Source organism: Streptosporangium sp. NPDC049248 (genome assembly GCF_040678965.1).
In the GTDB taxonomy this organism is placed as follows: Bacteria; Actinomycetota; Actinomycetes; order Streptosporangiales; family Streptosporangiaceae; genus Streptosporangium; species Streptosporangium fukuiense.
Genome location: NZ_JBFAQY010000013.1, coordinates 161,087 through 182,358 on the forward strand (window position 1 = coordinate 161,087; position 21,272 = coordinate 182,358).

The 21,272-nt window shown below is 70.6% G+C and carries 20 protein-coding genes; 14 read left to right on the forward strand and 6 right to left on the reverse strand.

The window, feature by feature from the left end; translation table 11 throughout:
- The first annotated feature begins 83 nt into the window (after window positions 1-83).
- The 8 genes from AB0K21_RS24080 (at window position 84) to AB0K21_RS24115 (ending at window position 8,257) form a co-directional block, all read left to right on the forward strand.
- Window positions 84-761: a carbon monoxide dehydrogenase subunit G gene (locus AB0K21_RS24080; protein WP_343967376.1), complete on the forward strand. Its 678-nt coding sequence runs from the start codon at window positions 84-86 to the stop codon at window positions 759-761.
- Window positions 762-971: 210 nt separating this feature from the next.
- Window positions 972-3,761: a Na+/H+ antiporter subunit A gene (locus AB0K21_RS24085; RefSeq protein WP_343967374.1), complete on the forward strand. Its 2,790-nt coding sequence runs from the start codon at window positions 972-974 to the stop codon at window positions 3,759-3,761.
- Entirely contained in the window at window positions 3,758-4,576 is an 819-nt protein-coding gene (locus tag AB0K21_RS24090) for a Na(+)/H(+) antiporter subunit C (RefSeq protein WP_343967372.1), read from the forward strand. Before AB0K21_RS24085 ends, AB0K21_RS24090 begins: the two co-directional genes overlap by 4 nt.
- The gene (locus tag AB0K21_RS24095) at window positions 4,576-6,174 is read left to right on the forward strand and encodes a Na+/H+ antiporter subunit D (protein ID WP_343967370.1); all 1,599 of its coding nucleotides are present in this window, start codon (window positions 4,576-4,578) and stop codon (window positions 6,172-6,174) included. The genes AB0K21_RS24090 and AB0K21_RS24095 overlap by 1 nt, the downstream gene beginning before the upstream one ends.
- Window positions 6,171-6,731 carry a Na+/H+ antiporter subunit E gene (locus tag AB0K21_RS24100; protein WP_343967368.1) on the forward strand — a complete coding sequence of 187 codons (561 nt, stop codon included), beginning with the start codon at window positions 6,171-6,173 and terminating at the stop codon, window positions 6,729-6,731. Before AB0K21_RS24095 ends, AB0K21_RS24100 begins: the two co-directional genes overlap by 4 nt.
- Window positions 6,728-6,988 carry a monovalent cation/H+ antiporter complex subunit F gene (locus AB0K21_RS24105; protein WP_343967367.1) on the forward strand — a complete coding sequence of 87 codons (261 nt, stop codon included), beginning with the start codon at window positions 6,728-6,730 and terminating at the stop codon, window positions 6,986-6,988. Before AB0K21_RS24100 ends, AB0K21_RS24105 begins: the two co-directional genes overlap by 4 nt.
- The gene (gene mnhG / locus AB0K21_RS24110) at window positions 6,985-7,332 is read left to right on the forward strand and encodes a monovalent cation/H(+) antiporter subunit G (protein WP_343967366.1); all 348 of its coding nucleotides are present in this window, start codon (window positions 6,985-6,987) and stop codon (window positions 7,330-7,332) included. The genes AB0K21_RS24105 and mnhG overlap by 4 nt, the downstream gene beginning before the upstream one ends.
- Before the next feature lie 25 nt (window positions 7,333-7,357).
- Window positions 7,358-8,257: a hypothetical protein gene (locus tag AB0K21_RS24115; protein WP_364153307.1), complete on the forward strand. Its 900-nt coding sequence runs from the start codon at window positions 7,358-7,360 to the stop codon at window positions 8,255-8,257.
- 92 nt (window positions 8,258-8,349) lie between these two features.
- Here AB0K21_RS24115 and AB0K21_RS24120 read toward each other — a convergent pair whose 3' ends face one another.
- The gene (locus tag AB0K21_RS24120; protein ID WP_343967362.1) at window positions 8,350-9,444 is read right to left on the reverse strand and encodes a M20 family metallopeptidase; all 1,095 of its coding nucleotides are present in this window, start codon (window positions 9,442-9,444) and stop codon (window positions 8,350-8,352) included.
- Entirely contained in the window at window positions 9,441-10,487 is a 1,047-nt protein-coding gene (locus AB0K21_RS24125) for a LacI family DNA-binding transcriptional regulator (protein ID WP_343967360.1), read from the reverse strand. Before AB0K21_RS24125 ends, AB0K21_RS24120 begins: the two co-directional genes overlap by 4 nt.
- 207 nt (window positions 10,488-10,694) lie before the next feature.
- Between AB0K21_RS24125 and AB0K21_RS24130 the strand changes: the two genes are divergently transcribed.
- From AB0K21_RS24130 to AB0K21_RS24155, 6 genes are read left to right on the forward strand one after another with little or no spacing between them, the layout of a single operon-like run.
- Entirely contained in the window at window positions 10,695-11,678 is a 984-nt protein-coding gene (locus tag AB0K21_RS24130; RefSeq protein ID WP_343967358.1) for a substrate-binding domain-containing protein, read from the forward strand.
- Between the two features lie 17 nt (window positions 11,679-11,695).
- Window positions 11,696-12,469 carry an ATP-binding cassette domain-containing protein gene (locus AB0K21_RS24135; RefSeq protein ID WP_343967355.1) on the forward strand — a complete coding sequence of 258 codons (774 nt, stop codon included), beginning with the start codon at window positions 11,696-11,698 and terminating at the stop codon, window positions 12,467-12,469.
- Window positions 12,466-13,467: an ABC transporter permease gene (locus tag AB0K21_RS24140; RefSeq protein WP_343967352.1), complete on the forward strand. Its 1,002-nt coding sequence runs from the start codon at window positions 12,466-12,468 to the stop codon at window positions 13,465-13,467. The genes AB0K21_RS24135 and AB0K21_RS24140 overlap by 4 nt, the downstream gene beginning before the upstream one ends.
- Window positions 13,464-14,519 (forward strand): phosphotriesterase-related protein, encoded by a 1,056-nt coding sequence (locus AB0K21_RS24145; RefSeq protein ID WP_343967349.1) that lies wholly within the window; start codon window positions 13,464-13,466, stop codon window positions 14,517-14,519. Before AB0K21_RS24140 ends, AB0K21_RS24145 begins: the two co-directional genes overlap by 4 nt.
- 10 nt (window positions 14,520-14,529) lie before the next feature.
- Window positions 14,530-15,279 (forward strand): glutamine amidotransferase, encoded by a 750-nt coding sequence (locus tag AB0K21_RS24150; protein ID WP_343967346.1) that lies wholly within the window; start codon window positions 14,530-14,532, stop codon window positions 15,277-15,279.
- A gap of 1 nt (window position 15,280) precedes the next feature.
- Window positions 15,281-16,219 (forward strand): nucleoside hydrolase, encoded by a 939-nt coding sequence (locus AB0K21_RS24155; RefSeq protein WP_364153314.1) that lies wholly within the window; start codon window positions 15,281-15,283, stop codon window positions 16,217-16,219.
- A gap of 106 nt (window positions 16,220-16,325) precedes the next feature.
- Here the strand turns inward: AB0K21_RS24155 and AB0K21_RS24160 are convergent, their stop codons facing one another.
- The 4 genes from AB0K21_RS24160 to AB0K21_RS24175 are packed head-to-tail and all read right to left on the reverse strand — an operon-like array spanning window position 16,326 to window position 21,088.
- A complete protein-coding gene (locus AB0K21_RS24160; RefSeq protein WP_364153317.1) occupies window positions 16,326-18,122 on the reverse strand; it encodes a beta-L-arabinofuranosidase domain-containing protein in 1,797 nt (598 codons plus the stop codon).
- Entirely contained in the window at window positions 18,115-18,900 is a 786-nt protein-coding gene (locus AB0K21_RS24165) for a carbohydrate ABC transporter permease (RefSeq protein WP_343967340.1), read from the reverse strand. Before AB0K21_RS24165 ends, AB0K21_RS24160 begins: the two co-directional genes overlap by 8 nt.
- On the reverse strand, window positions 18,897-19,829 hold the full coding sequence (locus AB0K21_RS24170) for a sugar ABC transporter permease (RefSeq protein ID WP_343967338.1): 933 nt from the start codon (window positions 19,827-19,829) through the stop codon (window positions 18,897-18,899). Before AB0K21_RS24170 ends, AB0K21_RS24165 begins: the two co-directional genes overlap by 4 nt.
- On the reverse strand, window positions 19,826-21,088 hold the full coding sequence (locus AB0K21_RS24175; RefSeq protein WP_343967337.1) for a sugar ABC transporter substrate-binding protein: 1,263 nt from the start codon (window positions 21,086-21,088) through the stop codon (window positions 19,826-19,828). Before AB0K21_RS24175 ends, AB0K21_RS24170 begins: the two co-directional genes overlap by 4 nt.
- Between the last annotated feature and the right edge of the window lie 184 nt (window positions 21,089-21,272).

The following is a 21,272-nucleotide window of genomic DNA, read 5'->3' on the forward strand; positions in this document are numbered from 1 at the left end:
CGGCAGCACTGACAACGAAGGGCCGCGCCGGCGGGCAGATGTTGCTGTTATCCGCCCGCCCCGAGATTGCCTAGGGTGCTGGTGTGAAGCTCGCAGGCAGTGCCGTGCTCGGCATCGACAGAGATCGTGTGTGGTCAGCGCTCCAGAACCCGGCCGTGCTCGTACGCACGATTCCGGGGTGCGAGCGCCTTGAGGAGACGGGCCCGGACACCTACCGGATGACCGTCACCGCGGGCGTGGCCTCCATCAAGGGCGTCTACCAGGGCGAGGTCGCCCTGTCGGAGCCCGAGGCTCCGGAACGGTTCGTGCTCAGGGCCCGCGGCCAGGGGGCCCCCGGCACCGTGGACGCCACGGTGCGGGTCCGTCTCAGCGAGGTCGAGGGCGGCACCCGGATCGACTACGACGCCGAGGCCGTGATCGGCGGCATGATCGGGGGTGTCGGCCAGCGCATGCTCGGCTCCGTCGCGAGGAAGACCGCGGGTGACTTCTTCTCCGCGGTGGAGAGCCATCTCGTCTCCGGCGTATCCGGTGTCTCCGGCGAGATCCCCGCCGCGACCGTACCCGCGGAGGTCGCCGCGTCCGCCGCACCGAAAGCACCGGTCGAGGTCGGCCCCGCGCACGTCTTCGAGCGCCCGGCGAAACAGCCCCGGGCCGGAGTCCCCGCCTGGTCGCTCCTCGCCGCGTTCGGCATGGGCGCGGGCATCGCGCTCGGCAGCGCGGTGATCGGCTGGGTGCTCGGCCGCACCGGCAGGAAGCGGTGACGTCGCTCACAAAAGGAGAAGGGTAAGCGCTTCCGCCGACGGCGGTGCCGGGGAGGGCCAATGTCCCTGCCAGCAGGAACATTCGAGGAGTCGATCATGCCCAGGTGAAGGATCTACGGTGTTCGGGTCAGCGCTTCGCGCGTTTGACCAGGCAAACTTACGCCTTTTAGGATCCTGGCGTACGTCTGCCACGACGGGTCACGGGGGAACATGGAGCCGCTGCTGATCCTGCACGCCGTGGCGGCGGCGATCGCTCCGGCGCTGGTGCGCCGCTTCGGCAGGGCCGCGTTCCTCATGCTCGCCGTGCCACCGGCCTGCGGGTTCGGCTACACGATCTGGGTCGCCCTGACCGGCATCCCCGTCGAGTCACACCACGACTGGGCGCCCGGCCTCGGCCTGGGACTGTCCTTCCGCGCCGACGCGCTGGCCCTGCTCATGATGGCCCTGGTCACGGGCGTGGGCGCGCTGGTCGTGCTGTACTGCTCGCGCTACTTCTCCGCCGACGCCGAGGGGCTGGGCCGGTTCGCCGGGGTGCTCGTCGCCTTCGCCGGGGCGATGCTCGGGCTGGTGGTCGCGGACGACCTGCTGCTGCTGTACGTGTTCTGGGAGCTGACCACGGTCTTCTCCTACCTGCTGATCGGCCACGACCCCGCCAGCAGGACCAGCCGCCGCGCCGCGATGCAGGCGCTGATCGTCACCACCTCCGGTGGCCTGGCGATGCTGGGTGGCATGATCATGCTCGGCGAGGCGGCGGGAACGTACCGCATCTCGCGGATCGTGCAGAGCCCGCCGTCCGGCGGCCTGGTGGCGGTGGCGGTGGTGCTGATCCTGGTCGGCGCGCTGTCGAAGTCGGCGGTCTTCCCGTTCAGCATGTGGCTGCCCGCCGCGATGGCCGCGCCGACCCCGGTCTCGGCCTACCTGCACGCCGCGGCGATGGTGAAGGCGGGAATCTACCTGCTCGCCCGCCTGGGACCGGCTTTCGGGGAGCTCGCCGCCTGGCGGTGGACCGCCGTACCCCTGGGCCTGCTCACCATGCTGCTCTGCGCCTGGCGGGCGCTGCGCGAGCACGACCTCAAGAAGCTGCTCGCCTACGGAACGGTGAGCCAGCTGGGTTTCCTGACGGTGCTGTTCGGCGCGGGCACCCGCGACACCGCGATCGCCGGGGTCGGCATGCTGCTCGCGCACGCGCTGTTCAAAGCCTCCCTCTTCCTGATCGTCGGCATCATCGACCACGCCACCGGCACCCGTGACCTGCGAGAGCTGAGCGGCCTGCGGCGTTCGGCGCCGTGGCTGGCCGCGATCGCCACCGGGGCCGCCGCCTCGATGGCGGGCATCCCGATGTTCCTGGGGTTCGTCGGCAAGGAGGCCGCCTTCGAGTCGCTGCTGACCGGACGGGGCATCGACACGGTGGTGCTCGCCGGAGTCGTCCTCGGGTCGGCGCTCACCGCCGGCTACAGCGCGCGTTTCCTGTGGGGCGCCTTCGCCGTCAAGCCCGGTGTCGAGCCGGTGCCCGTGCACTCCTTCGGCGCCGCGCTGTTCCTGCCGCCCGCGCTGCTCTCCGCGCTCGGCCTCGCCGTCGCCCCGCTCGCCGCACGCTACGGCGAGGCGATGCGGAGCTACACCGACACCTTCCCCGGGCCCGGCCACGGCACCCACCTCGCGCTGTGGAGCGGTGCCCCGGTGCCGCTGATGCTCTCGGCCGTCGCGCTGGCGGGTGGAGCGCTCCTCTTCCTGGCCAGGAGACCGCTGGCGCGGATCGGGGAGACCCTGCACGTGATCGACTCCGGCCGGGCCTACTGGGGCCTGGTCCGCGGGCTGGAACGTTTCTCCCTGCAGCTGACCGGCGTGGTCCAGCGCGGCTCGCTGCCCGACTACCTCATGATCGCATTCGTCCTGGTGGCGGCGGTGGGGGCCTTCTCGCTGCTGTACGGTCCCGGACCCGTCCTCCAGCTGGACGTGGTGGCCTGGGACCGCATCGAGCAGCCCGTCATCGGCGTGCTCGTCATCGCCGCGACGGCCATCGCGCTCAGGGTGCGCGCGCACATCGTGCTCGTGCTGCTGGCCGGCCTGACCGGGTACGGCACGGCGCTGCTCTTCCTCGTCCACGGCTCGCCCGACCTGGCGCTGACCCAGTTCCTCGTCGAGACGCTGAGCCTGGTCGTGTTCGTGCTGGTGCTGCGGAGGCTTCCGCTCGGGCCGAGGGAGGAGCGGGGGCGGCTGTCGTTCGGCGCGCGGCTCACCCTCGGCATCGTGAGCGGTGTCGTGGTGGCGGGGGCCGGCATGTTCGCGATGAACGCGCGGCAGGCGACACCGATCGGCACACTGATGGCCGAAGCGGCCAAGGAGGCCGGGGCCGCCAACATCGTCAGCGCGCTCCTGGTCGACATCCGGGCCTGGGACACCATGGGGGAGAGCTCCGTGCTCGTCGTGCTCACCCTTGGCATGACCGGCCTGATCTTCCTGCGCAGACGCTCGCACGCGCCGCAGCCGCCGTCGGAGAGGACCGGGGAGGAGCCCCGGACGTACTGGCTGGCGACCACCCTGCCGCAGGGGCAGCGGACGGTGGTCCTCGAGTTCGTGGCCCGGGTGACCTTCCACACCGTGATGCTGGTCTCGGTCTTCCTGCTGTTCACCGGGCACAGCGGGGTGGGCGGCGGGTTCGCCGGAGGCATCGTGGCCGGTCTCGCGCTGGTCCTGCGCTACCTCGCCGGAGGCAGGCACGAGCTGGCCGCCGCCGCGCCGGTCGCCCCCGGGGTGATGATCGGGCTGGGGCTCCTGCTGTCCACGCTCACCGCGCTGGTGGGGCTGCTGGGCGGCGCCGGAGTGCTGGACATGCTCTCCGCCGACCTGTACGTCCCGCTGGTCGGCAAGCTGCACCTGTCGACGGTGCTCCTGTTCGACCTCGGGGTCTACATCACGGTGATCGGCATGGTGCGGGACATCCTGCGCAGCCTGGGCGCCGAACTGGATCGGCAGATCGCCGAGGGGGAGGGCCGGTGACCGCGCCCGTGCTGCCGCTCCTGGTGGTCGCCGTGCTGGTGGCCGCGGGGGTCACGCTGCTGCTGGAGAGGAGCCTGGTCCGGCTGCTGGCCGGCGTCATCCTGCTCAGCAACGGGGTGAACCTGCTGATCCTCACCGTGGGCGGGCCACCGGGAGAACCGCCGATCCTGGGCGCCTCCGATCCGGAGCGGATGGCCGACCCGCTGCCGCAGGCCATGGTGCTCACCTCCATCGTCATCACGCTGGGCGTCACCGCCTTCCTGCTCGCCATGATCCATCGGTCCTGGCAGCTCACCGGTGCCGACGAGGTGCAGGACGACACCGAGGACCGCCAGGTGCGGCTGCGCGCCAGGCAGGGCGAGCTGAGCCAGGCCGTGCTCGACCGGCAGGCCGCCTACCAGCGGCTGGTCCGCGAGCAGCGCGCCGAGCTGGCCCGGCTGGAGGAGGAACACCACGAGTGGGAGCGCAGGGAGGCCGAGGAACTGGAGCAGCGGATCCTGGACGTGAACGTCGACCTGGGCCGCTGGCTGCAGGAGCACAAGAACGACGGTCTGTCCGCCGAGCGGCTCGCCGAGCGTTTCGCCGAGGCCCAGCAGGCGGAGGACGTCTCCAAGGAAAGCCGGGAGCAGCGCCTCCGTGAGGTGCGCGCCGAGTTCGCCCGCAGGCAGCGGGAGCAGGCGGCGCGCGAACGTGAGATCCGCAAACGGCTCCGCGCCCGCCAGCGCGACGCCCGCAGGCAGATGCGCGCCGCGATCCGGGAGGACCGGGCACGACAGGCCAGGGCGGAAGATCCCGAGCTGGAGGGGGAGGACTGATGGAGGCGCTGATCCCGGTGCCCGTGGTGCTGCCGCTGCTGGCCGTCGGTCTCAAGCTGGCCATCGGCCAGCGGCTGCGCAGGTTGCAGGCGCTCATCAGTGTGGGCACGCTGACGGTGGTGCTGCTCGTGTCGCTGGTCCTGCTGTTCGCGGCGGATCAGCAGGGGCCGCTGGTGGCCCGCGCCGGAGGCTGGGGCGCGCAGATCGGCATCGCGCTCGTCGCCGACCGGCTCTCCACGCTGATGCTGGCGGTCTCCTCCGCGGTGACGCTCTGCGTGATGATCTACTCGCTGTCCCAGTCCTGGGCCGACCAGGAGTACAAGGCCTCACTGTCGATCTTCCACCCGGCTTACCTGATCATGGTCGCCGGAGTGTCGGACGCCTTCCTGTCCGGCGACCTGTTCAACCTCTTCGTCGGGTTCGAGATGCTGCTCGGCGGCTCGTACGTGCTGCTGACCTTCGGCGGGACCGAGTCCCGCATCCGGGCGGGCGCCACCTACACGGTGATAGGACTGGCCTCGTCACTGCTGTTCCTGGTCGCGATCGCGGTGGCCTACGGCGCCACGGGCACCGTGTCGATGGCGCAGCTGGCCGAGCGGTTCTCGGTGCTGCCCCAGCACGTCAGGCTGCTGGTCGAGCTGACACTCCTGCTGGTCTTCGTGGTCAAAGCCGCGATCTTCCCGATGTCGGCGTGGCTGCCCGACTCGTATCCGACCGCGCCCGCCCCCGCGACGGCGCTCTTCGCCGGGCTGCTCACCAAGGTCGGCGTCTACTCGATCATCCGGCTGGAGGCGCTGCTGTTCCCCGGGGGCCCGGTGGGCGGCGTGCTGATGTGGGCGGCGCTGCTGACCATGCTCGTGGGGGTGCTCGGGGCGGTAGCTCAGACCGACATAAAACGGATGCTCTCCTTCACCCTGGTCAGCCATATCGGCTACATGGTGTTCGGAGTCGCCCTGTTCAGCGTCCAGGGCATGGCGGGTGCCATCTTCTACGTGGCCCACCACATCACCGTGCAGACGAGTCTGTTCCTGGTGACCGGCATGATCGAGCGCCGCACCGGCACCACCTCACTGGACGGTCTCGGCGGTCTGGCGAAACTGACACCCGTGATCGCGGTGCTCTTCTTCGTGCCCGCGATGAACCTGGCGGGCATCCCGCCGATGTCAGGCTTCCTGGGCAAGCTCGGGCTGATCCAGGCGGGAGTGGCGGACGGCGGTCCGATGGCCCTGACCCTGGTCGCCGGAGGGCTGGTGACCAGCCTGCTCACCCTGTACGCGGTGGCCACGACCTGGAACAAGGCGTTCTGGCGGGTGCCGCCCGAGGGAATGGTCACCGAGGGGGGCACCGTGCTGGAGACCCAGGAGGACGGGGACGGGGACGGAGCGGACCCGAGGCCCGCCGCCGGGCCCGCCGGCGAGACGATCGTCACCTCCGTCACCATGCCGAAGCTCATGTTCGCCTCCACGGCCGCCCTGGTGGCCCTGGCCCTGTCCTTCACCGTGCTGGCCGGCCCGCTGTCCGCCCTGTCGGAGCGGGCCGCGGCGGAACTGCTGGCCCGCGAACCGTACATCTCCGCGGTGCTCGGCGGTGAGCGATGAGCGAGCCCCGCCCGGCGTTCACGGTGCTACGGCTGCTGGGCAGGCCCGTGCCGCTGCCGCAGGTGCTCTGGTTGACGCTGATCTGGCTGCTGCTCTGGGGAGACCTGAGCGTGGGCAACGTGCTCGGCGGCCTGCTGGTCGGGCTGGTCCTCGTGTGGCTGCTGCCCCTGCCGATCCAGGACACCGGCATCCGGCTGCACCCTGTCGGGATCCTGCTGTTCCTCGTCCGCTTCGCGCGGGACATGGTGATCTCCAGCTTCCGGGTGGCCTTCTGGGCGCTGAGACTGGGCAGACCGCCGCCGGTCCAGGTCGTCGAGGTGAGGCTGCGCGCCTCGTCGGAGGCGATGGCGGTGCTGGTGACGGTGGCGCTGTCGGCGCTGCCGGGCAGCCTGGTGCTGGAGGCGAACGTCCGGGAGAGAACGCTCCTGCTTCACGTGCTCGGCGTGCCCGGTGACCCGTCGACGGTCGGCCAGGTCACCCAGGATGACGTGACCCGGCTGGAGAACCGCATCGTGACCGCCTTCGGCACCCGCGCGGATCAGGAGGAGGTGCGATGACGACGGTTTACCTGATCACGCTGGGGCTGCTCGCCGCCGCGGCGGCGATGACGCTCTACCGCCTGGTGCGCGGTCCGACGATGCTGGACCGCGCCGTCTCGCTGGACGTGCTCACCGCCGTCGTCATCTGCGCGATCGGGGCGGGGGCGGCGACCTACCGGGAGTACTCGATGCTGCCCGTGCTGCTGGTGCTCTCCCTGCTGGGGTTCGTCGGCTCGGTCTCGCTGGCCAGGTTCTTCTCCGGGCGTGCCCGATGACCGCGATGGACGTGGCCGCGGCCGTCTGCCTGCTGCTGGGGGCGACGCTGGCGTTCGCGGCGGGGGTGGGCATGGTCAGGTTTCCCGGCACCCTGGCGCGCATGCACGCCGCGACCAAGCCCCAGGTGCTCGGCCTCCACCTCATCCTGCTCGCCATGTGGCTGCGCGACCCCAGCTGGAAGATCGCCGGTGTCATCATCCTGGTCGCCGTCTACCAGGTGGTGACGGCCGCGGTGGCCGCCTACATGGTGGGAAGGGCCGCCTATCTCACCGCGAAGCCGCAGGGCGGCGACGACGGCGACGACGGCACGGCCGTACCGTCCTCCGGTGACGCTCGCGCCTAAGGATCTCCCGGCGTACCGTGTCGGTATGCGTGAGGGACGTGCGGAGGACGCGAGGACCGAGGCCAGACGACTGATCCGTGACCTACTGGGCGAGGAGCGGCCGGACGCCGCCCTGCTGCTGGGCGAGGCGGGAGCGGTGCTGGGCGCCGACCGTGTCGCGCGTTCCGTCGAACTGGCCCGAGGCGCCCCCCTCACCCGCAGATCCACCGAGCTCGCCGCGCTGGCCGCCCTGCTGGTCGGAACCCGCGAGCTCGGCGAGCGGTGGTGGCGGCGCGAGCGCGGCGGCAAGCTGCCCGCGCCGGACGAGGTGCTCTGGAGTTCCACCGCGATCGAGCCGTGGACCGACCTGACGGTCCTGGAGATGCTCGCCGCCTGGATCGCCGACGACGCGGCGGACGAGGCCTGGGGCCGCCCCGCCGCGGTCGCGGACCTCAACTCCTGGCAGGCCGAGGACCGGGTCGAGCTGCCACCCGACGCGCGCCCAGGCCAGCGGATCGTGGTCTCCTTCGACGCGGGCGGCCGCCTCGACGCGCTGGTCCTGCGCCGGACGGACAACGAGCTCGGTTCCAACCTCGACTTCGACTCCCTGCGCTACTCCCGTCCCGCCGAGGCCCAGTGGAGCTGGGGCGTCGCCGCGGGGCTGGGCCCGCACCGGCTGGACGAGCACCCCGACCCGTACGAGCAGCCGGTCGACGCCGAGGCGGCCGGGATCCTGCACACCTGGGCGCTGCGCCAGGGCGCCTCCGCGGAACAGGCGGGTGCGGTCTGGCGCAACAGGGGCGACGTCATCGCCGCCATCGAGCGGATCGACTGGATGTGGCGCAGCGGCGAGTGGTTCGCCTGGTGGCGTGGGGTGTCCGCGCTGGTAGACGGCGAATCCGGGCAACTGGCCGCCCGACTTGGGGAGATCGCCGACGTACCCTAGCGCCGGAAGCACAGATCCACCCCGGTCCCGGCATCGGGAAGGCAGGCCGGTTTCCCGCAGCGCGTTCGCAACCTCCGCCGAGGAACGGAGCGCTAGGGGGCCGAGAGTCCCGCCAGGGCGCCGGCGTAGATCTCGACGGCCTCCTCGATCCGGGGAATCTCGCAGTACTCGTCGGTGACGTGCGCCTGCTCCGGCTCCCCGGGGCCGCAGATCACGGTGGGGGCGTCACCGCAGGCGGTGGCCAGCACCGAGGCGTCGGTGAAGTAGCTGGCGGCCGGTCGCTCGCCCGGGGGACGGGCCCCCGCGGCGACCAGGACCCGCACGAAGGGGTCGTCCGGGTCGGTCCACACCGAGGGCAGGTCGGTCAGCACCTCCAGCGAGGTCTCCCCGTCGAGCCTCTCCCGGAGCCGCTCGCGTAGCTCCGTGTGGTCCTGACCGGTGACCGTGCGCATGTCGACGGTCGCCTCGGCGAGGTCGGGGACGGAGTTCACGTTGATCCCGCCGTGTACGGTCCCCACGTTCACGGTCGGCGCGCCGAGCCAGGGATGAGGGGACACGCCGGGATCGAAGCGCTCGACGGCGCCGATCGCGCGGGCCAGCTTGTAGATCGCGTTGTCGCCCAGGTGGGGCATCGAGCCGTGGGCGGTCCGGCCGTGGGCGGTCGCCTTCAGCCAGAGCGCGCCCTTGTGCCCGAGCAGGGCGCGGTTCGCGGTCGGCTCGGCGACCAGCAGCCCCCGGGACCGGCTGACCAGTCCACGGGCGACCATGTCGATCGCCCCCTCGCAGCCGGTCTCCTCTCCCGCGGTGAGGACGATCTCCAGCGCCACCCGGTGGTTCGGCCCGCGCACGTGCCGCTCGGCGGCGACGACCAGCGCGGCCACCCCGGCCTTCATGTCGCTCGACCCCCGCCCGTAGAGTCGGTCGCCGTCCACCTCCGCGGTGTGCGGCTCGTGCGTCCACGGCCGGCCGCCCAGCGGGACCGTGTCGAGGTGACCGGTGAGGGTGACGGGCACGCCCGTGCCCCATCGGGCCACCAGTCCGGTACGGCCGGGCGCGTGGTCGTGCGCCCGCACCTCGAAACCGGCGGCCTCCAGCCTGCGGGCGAGCGGCTCGGCGACCGCGGCCTCGCCGCCGCCCACCGAGTCGATCCTGATCAGCTCGCGGGTCAGTGCCACGACGTCGGTCATGTCGTTTCCCTGCCTTCCTGACCGTCCCCGGTCATGGTTCCTCCGGTCGCGAGGCGGCTGGTCTCCCGTACGACGAGCCGGGGCGCGATCGCGATGCGTTGCGCGGCCCGTGGCTCGCCCACCCGCACCTGGCCCAGCAGGCGTACCGCCTCGGCCGCCATCTCCTCCACCGGCTGGCGCACGGTGGTGAGCGGCGGGTCGCACATCGCCGCGTGGCCGACGTCGTCGAATCCCACCACCGACACCTCCTCGGGAACGCGTACGCCGCCGAGCCGCAGCGCTCGCAGCAGGCCGACCGCGATCTCGTCGTTCCCGCAGACCACCGCGTCCGGCAGGGGGCCGTCGGCCAGGAGCGACCGCCCGGCCTCGAAGCCCCAGGCGAGGGTGAACTCGCCGAGCAGCGGCGACCTGGCGGCGATCCCGGCGCGGGCCGTGGCGAGCTGGAAGCCGGCCAGCCGCAACCTCGCGGAGGAGTTCATCAGGCGGCTGCTGACGAAGACGACGGAGCGTGCTCCTCCGGCGACCACATGGTCGACCGCCTGGGCCAGCGCCGAGTCGTCGTCCACGCCGACCCAGTCGGCTCCGCCGCCCTCGATGTAGCGGTCCACCTGCACCAGGGGCACCTGCCGGGCGGCGTTCAGGACGGCCGGCGCACTGGCCTCGAAGTCGCACGGACTGATGATCAGGCCGTCCACCCGCCGGGCCAGCAACGTGTTCAGCCGCCGGGCCTCGATCTCGGGCGTGTACAGGGAGGCGCACAGCAGCAGGTCGCGCCCGGTCTCCTGGAGCTGATGCTCCACCGCTTCGACGATCGTGGTGAAGAACGGGTTGCCGATGCCGGGAACGATCATGCCGATCGTTCCGGTGGTCTGGTCGCGCAGTGCCTTGGCGACGGCGTTCGGCCGGTAGCCCAGCTCGGCGGCGGCCTGTTTCACCCGCTCGGCCACCTCGGGGGTGACCTTGCGGCGGCCGGACAGGGCACGCGAGGCCGAGGCCACGGAGACGCCGGCCGCTCTGGCCACGTCGTGGATTGTCACGCCCATGTTGTGTAATCGATTTCCCTGGTCGCGCTGAGGATAACCGGTCGCCTCCCCGCCACGTGAGGTCGCTCAGGTGCGGGTTGTTAGAACCATAGAGCGTCCACGGCCTTACGTCACCTTGACGAGGGTTTGCCCTGGTCGCTACCATCCCCGGACATTGGTAATCGATTACCAAGCCCCCCTGTATCAGCGTCTCGAAAGGCTGATTCGATGGCACGACCGACTCGCTTCACCCGCCTGACCGCCGTCACGGCGATCCTTGCAACCGGTCTGCTGGCCGCGGCATGTGGCGGCACGGATTCCGCCGACAGCGCGCCCTCGGCCGACGGCGGAGAAAAGCCGAAGATCGGCCTGGTGCAGATCAACCAGCAGGCGATCTTCTTCAACGAGATGAACGCCGGCGCCCAGCAGGCCGCGGAGGAGGCGGGCGTCGACCTCACGATCTTCAACGCCAACGACGACTCCGTGAAGCAGAACGAGGCCATTGACAACTTCGTTCAGCAGCAGTTCGACGGCGTCATCGTGGTGGCCATCGACGTCGAGGGCATCAAGCCCGCCGTCAAGATCGCCAAGGACGCGGGACTGAAGGTCGTGGCCGTCGACGCGATCGTGGACTCCCCGGCGGTCGACACCCAGGTGGGCGTGGACAACGCCGAGGCGGCCAAGCAGATGGGCACATTCGTCAACGAGTGGGCCAAGGAGCAGAACGTGGCCGTGCCGAACATCGGCGTGGTCGGCGCGCTCAACTCATTCATCCAGAACCTGCGCAAGGACGGTTTCAACTCGACCGTCGAGGCGGCCGGCGCCAAGATCGTCCAGACCGTGGACGGGCAGAACAAGCAGGAGGCCGCCCTGGCCGCCGCCGAGAACCTGCTCACCTCGCGCTCGGACCTCACCGCCGTGTACGCCACCGGAGAGCCCGCGCTGCTCGGCACGGTGGCCGCGGTGAAGTCGCAGAACGCGAACGACCGGGTCAAGGTCTTCGGCTGGGACCTCACCAAGGAGGCGATCGACGGCATCGACGCCGGCTTCGTCGCCGGAGTCGTGCAGCAGGACCCCAGGACCGAGGGCTACGAGGCGGTCAAGGAGATCAAGGCACTGGTCGGAGGCGCGCAGGCCAAGAAGACCATCGATGTGCCCGTCACGATCGTGACCAAGGAAAACGTCGACAAGTACCGCTCCACGTTCAAGTGAGCGGCGGAGAGACCCCTATGAGCGAATACGAGGCGACCGGCACGGACCGTGTGGTCATGCGCGACATCCGCAAACGCTACGGGATGGTCGACGCGCTGCGCGGGGCCAACCTGCGGGTCGGCGCGGGTGAGGTGGTGGGACTGGTCGGCGACAACGCCGCCGGCAAGTCCACCCTGATGAAGGTGCTCGCGGGCACCGTGGTGCCGGACTCCGGGCAGATCGTCTTCGACGGTCGCGAGGTGTCCTTCGCCACTCCCCGTGACGCCCGTGAGCTGGGGATCGAGATGGTCTACCAGGACCTCGCGCTCTGCGACGACATCGACGTGGCGGGCAACCTGTTCCTCGGCCGCGAACCGCGCCGGGCCGGTGGCCTGCTGCTGGACATCCAGCGGATGCACCGGGACGCGCGCCGTCAACTCGACGCGCTCAACATTCGGATCCCCCTCACCGACATCCCGGTGGGAGGGCTCTCCGGCGGCCAGCGGCAGGCGGTCGCCATCGCCCGCGCGGTCACCTTCGGCCCCAAACTGCTCATCCTCGACGAGCCCACGGCCGCGCTCGCCGTGGCCGAGGTCGAGACCGTGCTGGAACTGATCAAGACCGTCTCCTCCCAGGGGGTCTCGGTGATCCTGATCACCCATCGCCTCCAGGACCTGTTCCGAGTCTGCGACCGGCTCTGCGTGATGTACGAGGGGACGCTCCGCGCCGACCTCGACGCCCGCAGCACCAGCCTGGAGCGGCTCGTGTCGGAGATCGTCGCCCACGACCAGCCCGAGGGAGCGCGGTCATGACCGTCGTCAGTGAGAGGGTGGTCACCACCCGGTCGGCCCGCCTCACCGCTCACATCGGCAGCCACGCCCAGACCATCGCCATCGGGGCGGTGCTGGTCCTGCTGCTGATCTTCTTCTCGTTCTCCGCCGACCGCTTCGCCACCGTCGGCAACCTGCTCAACCTGATCCGGCAGATCTCCCCGACCCTGATCGTCGCGGTCGCGATGACCTTCGTGATCAGTACCTCCGGCATCGACCTGTCGGTCGGCTCGACGGTCGCGCTGTCCGGATCGTTGCTGGCCATCGTCCTGCAGCAGGGCTGGGACCCCAGCCTCGCGCTCATCGCGATCCTCGCGCTCGGCGCGGCGATCGGATTCGTCAACGGCTGGTTCTCCTCCTACCAGGGCGTCCCGGCCTTCATCGTCACCCTGGCCATGCTTTCGATCCTCCGGGGCACCGCCCTGCGCGCGACCGAGGGCTACTCGACCCCGATCGACGGCGAGTTGTGGATCGTCCAGCTCGGCCAGGGCCGCATCGCCGGAGTGCCGGTGCCGGCCATCATCGCCGTGGTGGTCGCACTGCTCGGCTGGCTGGTCCTCACCCGCACGCCGTTCGGCCGCTACGTGATCGGTCTCGGTTCCAACGGCGAGTCGCTGCGCCGTACCGGTGTGAACACCCGCAGGATCGGGCTCACCGTCTACGTGCTGGCCGGTCTGGCCGCCGCGCTCGCCGGAGTGCTGATCGCCACCCGGCTCAGCTCCGGGTCGTCGAACGCGGGCACCGGTTTCGAGCTGGAGGTCATCACGGCCGTCGTGCTCGGCGGGACCAGTCTGTTCGGTGGCAGGGCCAGCATGCTCGGCACCATCTTCGGCGCCCTCACCCTCGGCGTCATCGCCAATGGCCTGGTACTGCTGCACGTCTCGCCGTTCTACGTGCAGATCGTGCAGGGCGGCATCCTGCTGCTGGCCATCTTCGCGAACAACAAGGTGTGGGCGAAGTTCGGAGCGGTACGGAAATGACCGGTGTGCCCGAGGCGGTCACCGTCTCCACGGTGCTCGGTGAGGTGCCCGTCGCCGAACTCGGCATCACGCTCTGCCACGAGCACCTGCGTAACGACGGCGCCAGCGCCTGGCACCCCGCCCCCGAGGGCGACGCGGAAGGTGAGCTGATCGCCGGCTCGCCGGTGCGGATGGAGTTCCTCGGCCGGCTGCGGTCGGATCCCTACCTCTCCCGGGACAACGTGTCCCTCGACGACACCGGAGTGGCGATCGAGGAGGTGGCCCGGTTCGCGGCCCGTGGGGGCCGCACCGTGCTGGACGTCACCCCGGAGGGCATCGGCCGCGCGCCGGCGGAGCTGGCCCGCATCGCCCGCGCCACCGGTCTGAACATCGTGATGGGCTGCGGCTTCTACCTGGAACGCACCCACCCGGCCCGGGTTCGCGGCATGAGCGCCGCCGACGTCGCCGACGAGATCGAGCGAGATCTGGTCGACGGCACCGGGGGAGTGCGCGCCGGGGTGATCGGTGAGATCGGGATCTCCCCGGACTTCACCCCGGCCGAGGAGAAGGTGCTCCGCGGCGCCGCCCGGGCCCAGGCCCGCACCGGAGTGCCGCTTTCGGTGCACCTGCCAGGGTGGGTGCGGTACGGCCACCGGGTGCTCGACGTCGTCGCCGAGGAGGGCGGCCTCCTCGGCGCCACCGTGCTGTCACACATGAACCCCAGCCTGCACGAGCGCGACTACCAGGTGTCCCTCGCAGCCCGGGGGGCCTACCTCGGATACGACATGTGCGGCATGGACTACCTCTACCCCGGAGAGGGCCAGTCGCCGTGCGACGAGGAGAACGCGGCCGCCGTCGCCTGGCTGGTCCGGTCCGGCCTGGGCGGCAGGCTGCTGCTCTCCCAGGACGTGTTCCTCAAGACCATGCTGGTCAGGAACGGCGGAACCGGCTACGCGCACATCCTCACGCACTTCGTGCCGCGTCTGCACCGCCACGGGCTGACCTCCGAGGACACCACCCAGTTGCTCGTCGCCAACCCGTGCGAGCTCTTCACCACCGCGAAGAAACCCTGAAGGAGAAATCATGACCCGCGTGCTGGTCGCCGGTGAGACGTGGGTGAGCGAGTCGACCCACTACAAGGGTTTCGACTCGTTCACCACCACGACGTACCACACCGGCTTCGAGCCGCTGCGCGACGCACTGGTCGCGGACGGCATCGAGGTCGACCACCTGCCCGCGCACGACGTGCCCAAGCTGTTCCCCGGGACGCTCGACGAGCTGGCGGCCTACGACGTCGTCGTGCTCTCCGACATCGGCGCCAACAGCATCCTGCTGCACCCCGACACCTGGCTGCACAGCAGGAAGTCGGTGAACCGGCTCGACGTGCTGGAGAGCTGGGTGGAGCAGGGCGGCGGCCTGGCGATGGCCGGTGGCTACCTCAGTTTCCAGGGCATCGAGGCGAAGGCGGCCTTCCGCGGCACCCCCGTGGAGCGGGTGCTCCCCGCCCGGATCTCCCCCTACGACGACCGGGTGGAGGCCCCGCAGGGTCTTCCGGGCGTCGTCGTCGATCCGGCCCATCCCATCGTGGGCGGGCTGCCCGCCGACTGGCCCGACCTGCTCGGCTACAACCGCTTCGAGGTCCCTGAGGACGCCCGGCTGCTCGCCACCGTCGGGGCCGACCCGCTGCTCGCCGTACGGCAGGCGGGGGCGGGCCGCACCCTCGCCTGGGCCTCCGACATCGCCCCGCACTGGTGCCCCGAGGAGTTCGTCACCTGGGACGGTTACCGCACTCTCTTCACCCAGGCCGTGCGCTGGCTGGCGAAGGAGATCTGACATGCCGATCCCGGTGATCCTCGACTGCGATCCGGGTCACGACGACGCCCTGGCCATCCTGCTGGCGGTGGCCGACCCGGCGATCGACCTGCGCGCGGTCGCCACCGTCGCCGGCAACCAGACCGTGGCGAAGACCGCTCTCAACGCGCGGCGGATGCTCAGCCTGGCGGGGGCCGCCGGGGTGCCGGTCGCGGCCGGTTGCGACCGGCCGCTCGCCGGTCCGCTGGAGATCGGCGACTACGTGCACGGTGAGAGCGGGCTGGACGGCCCGGCCTTCGGCGAGCCCGACGTGCCCCTCGATCCGCGCCACGGTGTCGAGCTCATCCACGACACGCTCGCCGCCGCCGACGAGCCGGTGACGGTCGTGGCCATCGGGCCGTTGACCAACATCGCCACGCTGTTGCGCCGTCACCCCGGTGACCGCGATCGGATTCGCGAGATCGTGATCATGGGGGGCTCCACCGAACGCGGCAACCACACGCCCTACGCCGAGTTCAACATCTACGCCGACCCGGAGGCGGCGGCGGAGGTGCTCGGCAGCGGCGTCCCGACCACCTGGGTGGGTCTCAACGTCAGCCACCAGGCGCTCGTCACCGCGGACGTCCTCGACCGCATCGCCGCGCTCGACACCACGCTGGCCCGTGTCTGCGTGGAACTTCTCACCTTCTTCGGCTCCAGCTACCACCAGACCTGGGGATTCGAGGCGCCACCGCTGCACGATCCGATCACCCTCGCCTACCTGATCGACCCCGCGGTCCTCACGCGTGTCCGCGTGGGCCTGCGGGTCGAGCTGGACGGCGTGCACACCCGGGGCGCCACCGTGGCCGACCTGCACGGCCGGATGGACTGGGAGCCCAACGCGGACGTCGGAACCGTGCTCGACCGGGACCGCTTCTGGGACATCATGATCGGTGCGATCGACACCCTCGGCCGGAGCTGAGGCACCCGGTACGGAGTGCAGCTCACCGGCCGCCCGTCTCGAAGAGATCACGGCCGGGCCGGATGGCCACGACCCGCCCGCGCGTCCTGATGCGGAACGGCGCGGGTCAGGCCAGCGGCAACCACACGCGCATGCTGACCGGACCCCGGTTGCCCCAGCGGTGGTAGGGGATCAGCCGCAGCGGGATCTCCCGTCCGGTCGTCGCCCGCGGATCGCTCCGGTAAGGCCAGGCGTCGTCCTCCGGCGGCGTCAGCGCGGCCGGGACGTCCAGCTCGACGGCTCCGTCGACGTGCCGTTCGACCGGCGCGAGGGGTTCCGCCGTGACCCGCGCCAGCGGCGGCTCGTCGGCGGCGGACTCGGCGCAGTAGACGAGCGGACCGCGTTCGACGGCGGCGCACCCGCGAACCGCGTCCACCCGCCGGTCGGGGAAGGTCCAGCGGGGCCGCACCGGCAGGTCGAGCCGGATCCGGTCTCCCGGCCGCCAGTCGGCCTCGGCCGTGGCGTAGCCGGGTTCGGCCGGATGCGCCACGCCGCCGTAGGTCAGGGTCGCGCCCTCGGCCCAGGGCGGTACGCGCAGCGAGATCCGGCCGGCCCGGCCCTCGACGACGTGCGCGGTCACCGTGCCCGACCAGGGGTAGTCCGTCTCGATCCGGAGCGCGAGACCGTCGTGGCGGATCTCACCGGGCGTGTAGTGGTGGATGCGCAGGGCGTCGCCGTCCGCCGCGGCCAGGTAGGCGGGGAGCGAGGCGAGGGTGCGGGCGATGTTGTTGGGGCAGCACGACACGTCGAACCAGGGCGAGCGCAGGCCGCCCTCGGCGCCGTGGTTGATCCCCTCGCACGGCTCGGCCGGAACCCGTACCTGCAGCGGGTTGGCGTAGAAGAACGAGCGCCCGTCCAGCGCCACCGCCGTGGCGAGCACGTTGTACATGGTCCGCTCGGCCAGGTCGGCGTAGCGCGCGTCGCCGGTGGCCAGCAGCAGCCGGTGCGACAACATGATCGAGGCGATGCCCGCGCAGGTCTCGGAGTAGGCGCGGTCGGCCGGCAGCTCGAAGTCCTCGCCGAAGGCCTCGTCGGAGTGGTGTGAGCCCATCCCGCCGGTCAGGTGGACACGCCGGGCGACAGTGCGCTCCCACTGTGCCCGGACCGCCTGGAGCAGCTCCGTGTCACCGGTCTCGACGGCCACGTCCACCGCGCCGCAGGCGAGATAGAGGGCGCGCACGGCGTGCCCGCGGAACACCCGCGCCCGCCGTACGGGCAGATCGTCCTGGAAGTACGCGGGATGGAACTGGATCTCGCCGAGGGCGGGCCGGCCGCGCCGCTCGACGAACCGCCGGGCCATCTCCAGATAGCGCTCGGTCCCGGTGACGCGGTACAGCTCGACCAGTGCCGCCTCCACCACGGGATGACCGCAGGTCTCCTCGGTGTCCATGAAGCGGGCGCAGACGTGGTCGGCGGCCCGGCGGACCACCTCGGTCAGCGTGTCCTCGCCGTGCGCGCGGAGCCTGGCGACGCCCGCCTGGATCAGGTGGCCGTAGCAGTACAGCTCGTGGCCCCACTCGAAGTCGGTGTAGCGCCGCCCGCTCCAGCGGGTGTTGAGGTAGCCGTCCTCCTCCTGCGCCCGCGCCACGGTCGCGGCCAGCTCGTCCAGGGCGGGGTGGTCCGACCAGGCCATCGCCTCCAGCAGCTTGTAGATCTCCGAGTCGGAGAACTCCCGGCCCCGCCGGGGAGTCACGCCGCGGAAGTTGCCGATCCAGCCGACCCGTTCCATCCACTCCTGGCAGTGGGTGATGATGACCTCGCGGTTGAGCGCCACCCGGTCACCCCAGAAACCCGGGGAGAGCCGTACGGCCTCGAGACCGAGCGGGGACAGTACCCCCGCCGAGGGCATGACGGGACTAACCACGCAGGGCTCCTGACATGAATCCGCGCACGTAGTGGCGCTGGAGGAGGATGAAGAGGATCAGGCAGGGCACGGCCATGACCATGACGCCGGCCTGCAACATGCCGTAGTCGACGGCGCCGAACGTGCGCTGTGTCATGCTGACCACGGCCACCGGCAGGGTGAAGCTCGCACCGTCGTTGAGCAGGATGAGCGGGGCGAAGAAGTCGTTCCACGAGGCCAGGAAGGCGAACAGGCCGACCGTGACCAGGGCGGGCCGCACCGCGCGCAGCAGGATGCGGGCGAAGGCGCGGAACGTGCCGCAGCCGTCGACGAGGGCGGCCTCCTCCAGTTCGCGCGGGATCGCCTCGAAGGCGTTGCGCATCATGAACAGCGCGAACGGCAGCTGGAACATCACGAAGACGAGCGCGAGCCCGACCAGCGAGTTCTGCAGCCCGAGGTAGCCGAGCAGGACGTAGAGCGGGATCAGGATGGTCGCGTACGGCACCATCAGGATCGCCAGCGTGGCGAGGAAGAGCAGGTTCCTGCCGGGGAAGTCGAAACGGGCGAAGGCGTAGCCGCCCAGGGCGGAGACTCCCAGCGTGCCGGCGACGGTCATCGCCGAGACCAGCACGCTGTTGGTCAGGTAGGTGCCGACGCCCTCGCCGAAGCGGGCCATCTCCAGGTAGTTCCCGACCCCGCCGTCGAAGGAGGACCAGCCGCTCCACAGCAGGGGGAACAGGAAGAGCACCGCCAGGGCCGACATCGTGGTGTAGTAGGGCGTTCTCCCCGGTCTTCTCACTTCGACCTCCCGAGCACCCGCATCTGCAGGGCGTTGAGCGCGACCAGGGCGACCAGCAGCACGACGGACAGCGCCGCGGCGCCGCCCAGGTCGAAGCGGAAGAACGCGTCGCGGTAGACGACCATGACCATGGAGACCGTGCTGTTGTCCGGGCCGCCGTTGGTGAAGATGAAGAACTGGTCGAAGGCGAGCAGGGAGCCGGTGACGCTGAGGACGAGCATCAGCGCGAGCGTGGGACGGAGCAGCGGCAACGTGATCCTGGTGAAGATCTGCCGGCGGCTCGCGCCGTCGCTCCTGGCCGCCTCGTAGACCTCGACCGGGATCGACTGCAGCCCGGTGAGCAGGATGAGCATGTTGAATCCGGCGAACCGCCACAGCACCAGCGCGATCGTGGAGAACAGCGCCATGTTCGGGGTCCCGGTCCACTTCACCGGCTCGTCGGTGAGGCCCAGGGCCCGCAGGATCGGGTCGATCGGCCCGAAGTCGTTGTTGAGCATGCCGTAGAAGAGCAGCGCCGCCGCGGCGAAGCCGACCGCGCCCGGCAGGAAGAACGCGGTACGGAAGAAGCCGACACCGGGCCTGCGCTCCTGCACCAGCAGGGCCAGGCCGAGCGCCACGGCCGACAGCAGCACGGTCGTGATGGCCGTGTACTTCAGCGTGAAGCCCACCGCGTCGAGGAAGAGGGGATTGTCGGCGATCTTGAGGTAGTTGTCCGGCGCGTTGAACGTGGCCCGGCCGAGCAGCGGCCAGCGGTTCAGCGACATCCAGACGACCAGTGCCAGCGGTGCCAGGAACAGCACGCCGACGATCAGGGCGGTCGGGGCCGCGTAGACCCAGCCCTGCGCCCGCCGGGTCCGCCACCAGGGAGGCGGTGCCGGGACGGCCCCCCGCACCGCCTTCCCGTCGCGCCTGGTAAGTGTCACCGTCATTGCTGCAGCGACTTGGTGATCTCGGCGTTGAGCTGGGCGACCTTGCCCGCGTCACCGAACACGGCCTCCCTGGCCAGGCGCAGCCACGGCCCCTGCGGGTCGTTGAAGGTCTGCCCGAACCGCAGCGCGTACGGTGTCTGTCCCTTGGCGACCATGGAGTTCATCAGCACCACCCTCGGGTCCTGGGCGGAGTACTTGTTGTCGGCCAGGTCGGTGCGGGCTGGGATGTCCTTGTTCTTGGCCATGACCTCGACCTGTGCCTCGTCGGAGACCGTCCAGGACAGGAAGTCCCAGGCGGCGTCGGCGTTCTCGCTGGTCGAAGAGATGCCGACTGAGTCGCCGCCGACGAAGGTGGACTCCCCGCCGTCGGGGCCGGCGATGGGCGCCACGCCGATCCTCATCTCCTTCGGCATCGAGCCGAGCGTGGTCGAGGGCATCGGCATCACGCCGATCTCCCCCTTGGGGAAGAAACCGGTCCAGGTCGGTCCCTGCTCCTCCTTGGCGGTCGGGCCGGTGACGCCCTTGGCGTAGAGGTCGCGGTAGACCTTGAACACGTCCGTCATGGCGGCCTGGTCGTTGAGCGAGGTCGTGCCCTCGGCGTCCATGACCTGGGCGCCCGAGGCCCACACCGACGGCCAGAAGGTGAACACGTAGCAGCCGCCGCAGTTGCCGCCGAAGAAGGTGCCGTGCACCTTGCCGTCCTTGCCGAGCTTCTCGTCGACGGTCGTGGCCTGCTCGGCGAACTCCTTCAGGGTCGTGGGCCCCTTCTCGGGGTCCAGCCCGGCCTTCTCGTACAGGTCCTTGTTCCAGAACCAGACGGACAGGTCCAGGGTGTGCGGGAGCGTGTACGAGCGGCCGTCCAGCGTGCCCAGCCTGATGTGCGAGGGGGCGAGCTTGTCCTTGTAGGGCAGTGCGGCGATACGGTCGCTGATGTCCAGGTACAGGCCCTGCGAGGTGTAGTTGGGGACGAAGATCACATCCGCCGCGAACACGTCGGGCAGCTGCTTCGCCCCGGCCGCGGCCGCGATGCGCGGCTGGTAGTTGTCCGTCGGGATGACCGTCAGCTTCACCTGGTTCTTGTGGCTCGCGTTGTACGCCTTGACCAGTCGCTCGCTCTGCGCCTGCGTCGCGGCGCGCGTCCACATGGTGATCGTGGTGGCCTCATCGGCGGGAGCGGCGGTCCTCTCGCTCCCGCCGCAGGCCGCCACTGTTGTTAGCGCTAACAATGCGATGGCGGCCATCCCGGCGCGTGGCTGCATGCTCTTCTCCTCTTCCGGCATCCCCCGCGACGCGCGAAATAGAACTAAAAGGTTTTCGGAAACGTAAAAGAAACATCTGGCCCTGTCAATCCCCTGCTGATAGGAGGCTGACCTTGCCATTGGGTGAGACCGAGGGCTACCCTCTGGGTGGCCACCATCGTGATGGCCGATCCCACTGACAGGG